At 60.3% G+C, this 5,209-nt stretch carries 5 protein-coding genes; all 5 read right to left on the minus strand.

Annotation, left to right across the window (positions count from 1 at the left end):
* A partial coding sequence (locus Q7T45_RS20030; RefSeq protein WP_304872942.1) for an ABC transporter substrate-binding protein occupies positions 1-856 on the minus strand: 856 nt, incomplete at its 3' end.
* A 144-nt stretch (positions 857-1,000) separates the two neighbouring features.
* Entirely contained in the window at positions 1,001-2,230 is a 1,230-nt protein-coding gene (locus Q7T45_RS20035; RefSeq protein WP_304872944.1) for an ABC transporter substrate-binding protein, read from the minus strand.
* Between the two features lie 189 nt (positions 2,231-2,419).
* Positions 2,420-3,436 carry a branched-chain amino acid ABC transporter permease gene (locus tag Q7T45_RS20040; RefSeq protein ID WP_304872946.1) on the minus strand — a complete coding sequence of 339 codons (1,017 nt, stop codon included), beginning with the start codon at positions 3,434-3,436 and terminating at the stop codon, positions 2,420-2,422.
* Positions 3,437-3,438: 2 nt separating this feature from the next.
* Complete coding sequence (locus tag Q7T45_RS20045) at positions 3,439-4,317, minus strand: branched-chain amino acid ABC transporter permease (protein WP_304872947.1); 879 nt, start codon at positions 4,315-4,317, stop codon at positions 3,439-3,441.
* An 11-nt stretch (positions 4,318-4,328) separates the two neighbouring features.
* A complete protein-coding gene (locus Q7T45_RS20050) occupies positions 4,329-5,048 on the minus strand; it encodes an ABC transporter ATP-binding protein (RefSeq protein ID WP_370691321.1) in 720 nt (239 codons plus the stop codon).
* Positions 5,049-5,209: the final 161 nt, after the last annotated feature.

Genomic DNA, 5,209 nt, shown 5'->3' on the forward strand with positions numbered 1-5,209 from the left:
TGATGCCTTGGCCGGCGTCGAAGCCGGCCGGCTTCATCACGGCGCCGATCGACGCCGAGACGTTGTTGAGGAAATGAACCGGCTTCCAGCCGATCTCATTGTTCTTCTTGATCGCCTGCGCCGCGAATTTCGGCGTGGTGATGTTGACGAACACGTCGGCGCCCGACGATTTGAGCTTGACGATATGGGAGTCGATGGTCGGCGCGGAAACCTCGTAGCTTTCTTCCATGACGATCATCGAAGCCGCCTTGGCGCCGAGTCCGTCCTTCAGGCCCTTCAGGTAGTCCTTGCCGTAATCGTCGTTCTGATAGAGCACGCCGATCTTGGCGTTCGGCATTTCCTTGAGAATGTACTTCGCGTAGATCTGGGTTTCGCTCTGGTAGTTGGGCTGCCAGCCCATGGTCCAGGGGAAGTTCTTCGGATCGTTCCACTTGGTGGCGCCGGTGGCGACGAACAGCTGCGGCACCTTCTTCGAATTCAGGTACTTCTGGATCGCCGAATTCGGCGGCGTGCCGAGCGGATTGAAGACGAACAGCACCTCGTCGCTCTCGACCAGCTTGCGGGTCTGCTCGACGGTTTTCGGCGGGCTGTAGGCATCGTCATAGCTGATGAAGTTGATCTTGCGGCCGTTGATGCCGCCTTCGGCATTGATCTTCTTGAAGTAGGCCTCTTCGGTCTTGCCGATCACGCCGTAGGCGGAAGCGGGTCCGCTGTAGGGCATGATGTTGCCGATCTTGATCTCGGTATCGGTGGCGCCGGGGTCGTACTTCTTCTGTGCGAGCGCGCCGCTGCTGGTTGCGGCAAACATGGCGAAAGCAGCCGAGGCAATAGCAAGTTTCTTGGTTGTTGAAGGCATTCCAATTCTCTCCCATTTTCTTAGTATTGTGCGGGACTTATGGCACGGTCCGCAGTGGCCTTCAAGAAAAAGCCCCTGCGCGCATTGGCGCAGGGGCCGGTTCCCTGACAGTTTCTTGGGCAGTCGGTTAACTCCGCAGGATCGTCAGCCGCCGACGTCGGCTTCGATGATCTCGCCGAACCGTTCCCAGGCCTCGCCCTTGAACCTTATCAGCTGAACCGCCGAGATCGGGGCAAAGTCGGTGGCACTGGTCTTGACCTTGATGCCGGGCAGCAGGCCGCCGAGCTCGAGCCCCTTGATGCTGGCCGCCTGCTTCATGACATTCTCGCGCGTGAGATTGTCGCCGCACGCCTTCAGCACATGCACGAGGCCTTGCGCAACCGTGTAGCCGTACATCACCGAACCGTCGATCCGGTTGCCTTCAGGGAAGTACTTGGTCAGGAACTCGTCGAACGCCTTCATGCCGGCATCGTTCTTCCACTGCGGATCGGACGTGTCCTTGAGGTAGGCGGACGAGATGATGCCCTGGCCATTCTCGAAACCGGCCGGCTTCATCACGCTGCCGATCGAGGCCGAGACGTTATTGAGGATATGCATCGGTTTCCTATCGATTTCGTGCATCTTCTTGATCGCCTGAGCAGCGAATTTCGGCGTAGTGACGTTGAAGAACACGTCGGCGTTGGTCGACTTCAGCTTGACGATGTTGGAATCGATGGTGGGTTGCGAGGTTTCGTAGCTTTCCTCGGCAATGATCATCGTGGCGGCCTTGGCGCCAAGCCCGTCCTTCAGGCCCTTGACGTAGTCTTTGCCGTAATCGTCGTTCTGATAGAGGATGGCGATCTTGGCGTTCGGCTTTTCCTTGAGGATGTATTTTGCGTAGATCTGGGACTCGTTCTGGTAGTTGGGCTGCCAGCCCATGGTCCAGGGGAAGTCCTTCGGATCGTTCCACTTGGTGGCGCCGGTGGCGACGAACAGCTGCGGCACCTTCTTCGAGTTCAGGTATTTCTGGATCGCCGAGTTCGGCGGCGTGCCGAGCGGATTGAAGACGAACAGCACCTCGTCGCTCTCGACCAGCTTGCGCGCCTGCTCGACGGTTTTCGGCGGGCTGTAGGCGTCGTCATAGCTGATGAAGTTGATCTTGCGGCCGTTGATGCCGCCCTCGGCATTGATCTTCTTGAAGTAGGCGGCTTCGGTCTTGCCGATCACGCCGTAGGCGGAAGCGGGTCCGCTGTAGGGCATGATGTTGCCGATCTTGATCTCGGTATCGGTGGCGCCGGTATCGTATTTTTTTTGCGCGAGCGCGCCGCTGCTGGTTACGGCAAGCATCGCGACGGCAGCCGAAAAGGCTCCCAATCGCAGCTGGTTGAAAGGCATCTAGATCTCCCTGATCGCTGTGTGAGCTGTGTCGTTTCTTTTCACTGGACGCTCTTCGTGGCGCCTGCCCCACATTGAATACCTTTCGCGGCTCGCCATCAAGAAAAAGCCCCCTGCGACCGGGGTCGCAGGGGGCTTTTTATTTGGGCGACAGATTCGTGGTCTATTCCGCTATGTGGAATACGTTCATTAACCTTTCCTGAGTTTCCCCAGCATGTGCTGCGCAACCATGGCAACCTGCCGTGCGCCGTGCGGCACCAGGAAGATCACGAGAAACAGCAGCACGCCGAACACCGCGCCGGAGAGGCCCTTTGAAATTCCCTCGGCGATATTGGGCACGAAGATGATGAAGGCGGAACCGACGATCGATCCTGGCAGCCAGCCGACGCCGCCGACCACCATGCCGAGAAACAGCGCAATGGCGAGGTTGATGGTGTACGAGTCCGGTGCGACGAACTGCACCGCGATCGCCCCCAGCCCGCCGGCAACGCCGGTGATGCCGGCGCTGACGCCGAACGCCAGCGTCTTGTACAGCGCGACGTCGACGCCCATGGCGGATGCCGCGATCTCATTGTCGCGGATCGCCATGAAGGCGCGGCCGGAACGCGACTTCAGCAGGTTGACCGAGGCGATGTAGATCCCGATCGCGACCGTGAGCGTGAAGTAATACAGCCACCTGTCCTGCGATATCGGCAGGCCGAACGGTGCATCGGGCTTGGTCACCACCAGCCCCTGCACGCCGCCGGTCCAGTGTTCGAACACGCCGAGCTTCAGCAGTTGCGGCATCGCCACCGCCAGCGCAAAAGTCGCCAGCGCCAGATAGATGCCGCTCAGGCGCAGCGCCGGCTGACCGAACAGGAACCCGAAGCCGAAGCAGATCAGGCCGGCAACGGGCAATGTCAGCACGTAGTTCACGCCAAAATGTTCCATCAGGATGGCGGAGGTGTAGGCGCCGACCGCGTAGAACGCGCTCTGGCCCAGCGAGAACTGGCCGCTGCCGCCGGTCAGGATGTTCAGCGCCAGCACCGCCAGCGCGTAGATCAGCAGCATCGTGAGCTGGAACACGATGAAGTTCTTCACGAACATCGGCCCGATGATCAGCAATGCCAGCATCACCAATGACGCGCCGGTGCCGAGCGTCATGGCTCTCTTTGGAACGGCCTCGACCGGCGGGGCGTCGTTTGCGACTTCGTCAACTGCGCTCATGATCAAACTCGCTTCACGATGGGACGGCCAAACAGGCCTGCCGGTTTGAGGACCAATACGGTGATGATAAGCGCCAGTGCGATCGGCAGTTTCAGTTCATTGCCGATTTCGGGGATGTAGGTCCCGGCGAGATTCTCGAACACGCCGACCAGGAAGCCGCCAACCACCGCACCGAGCGGACTGGTCAGGCCGCCGAGCACGGCTGCGGCGAACCCGTAGATCAGCACGCCGCCCATCATGTTCGGTTCCAGAAACACCACCGGGGCGATCAGGATACCGGCGATCGAGCCGATCGCCGCCGCCATGCCCCAGCCGAGCGCGATCATCCAGCTGGTGTTGATGCCCACCAGCCGCGCCGATTCCGGCAACGAAGCGGCCGCGCGCATGGCAAGGCCGATCCGCGTGAACTGGAAGAACAGATAGAGCAGGATCAGCAGTCCCACGGTGACGCCGATCATGCCCGCCTGATGGGTGGAAATCAGCTGGCTGCCGAGGAACGGAGCCGATCCGAACGGTGTCGGGAACGGTTTGATGGTGAAGTCCCAGACCAGGCCTGCGACGCTGTTGACGATAGCGAACAGCGCGATGAAGCCGGCGACGTTGGTCAGCACCGGCGCCTTGGCGAGCGGCTTGAACAGCAGCCTCTCGATCAGGATGCCGCCGGCGAAGGCGAATGCCAGCGTCAGCAGGAAGGCCCACCAGTACGGCACGCCCCATTGCATCAGCTGCCAGGCGATGAAGGTCGAGAACATCGCCATTTCGCCCTGGGCGAAATTCAGATGGTCGATCGCCTGGTAGATCATGACCACGGCGAGCGCCATACAGGCATAGATCGCGCCGGTGGCGATGCCAGCCAGGACTTGGTTGATGAAAAGTTCCACGGCTGCGTTCCTCAATAACCGAGATAAGATTTGCGGACGTCTTCATTGTTCGCGATTTCGGAGGCGCTTCCCGACATCACGATGCGTCCGGTTTCGATGACGTAGGCCTTGTCGGCGAGTTCGAGCGCCAACTGTGCGTTCTGTTCCACCACCAGGATGGTGACCTTGTCCTCGCGGTTGATCTTGCCGAGGATCTTGAACAGGTCGCGCACGATCAAGGGCGCCAGCCCGAACGAGGGCTCGTCCAGCAGCATCAGCCGCGGACGCAGCATCAGCGCGCGGGCGACCGCGAGCATCTGCTGCTCGCCGCCGGACAGCGTGCCGGCCTGCTGGGTGTGGCGTTCCTTGAGGACCGGAAAATGATCGTACATCCGCTCGATGTCGGAGGTGACGGCGGCCTTGTCCTTGCGCGTGATGGCGCCGAGCTGCAGGTTTTCCTCCACCGTCATGGTGGTGAAAATGTTGTGGGTCTGCGGCACAAAGCCCATCCCCTTGCGGACGCGGGCCTGCGGCGTCAGCTTGGTTATATCCTCGCCCTGCAGTTTCACCGCGCCCCCGCGCAGGTTCAGCATGCCGAACACCGCCTTCATCGCCGTGGATTTGCCCGCGCCATTCGGGCCGACAATCACCGCGATCTGGCCTTTTTCGACCGCAATCGTGCAGGAGTGCAGAATATCAACCGCGCCATAGCCGCCGGTCATGTTCTCGCCAATCAGGAAAGGTTCAGCCACAGCACACCCCGCCTGCCAAAGAAAATTTTTCGTCCGAAAAATTTTCGCGCCCCGAAGAATTTTCGGACGAAAATTCTTCTACCCAAACCGCCGGAAGCTTAGACATGGGCCTCCTCCTTCAATTTGTTCTTCAGGCCGGTGCCAAGATAGGCCTCGATCAC

Origin of the sequence: Bradyrhizobium sp. (assembly GCF_030646015.1) — a bacterium.
Classification (GTDB): Bacteria; Pseudomonadota; Alphaproteobacteria; order Rhizobiales; family Xanthobacteraceae; genus Bradyrhizobium.

Excerpts from the sequence above, each read along its gene's own strand:
- Q7T45_RS20035 (WP_304872944.1), bottom strand. The coding sequence starts at position 2,230 with ATGCCTTTCAACCAGCTGCGATTGGGAGCCTTTTCGGCTGCCGTCGCG.
- Q7T45_RS20040 (WP_304872946.1), bottom strand. The coding sequence starts at position 3,436 with ATGAGCGCAGTTGACGAAGTCGCAAACGACGCCCCGCCGGTCGAGGCC.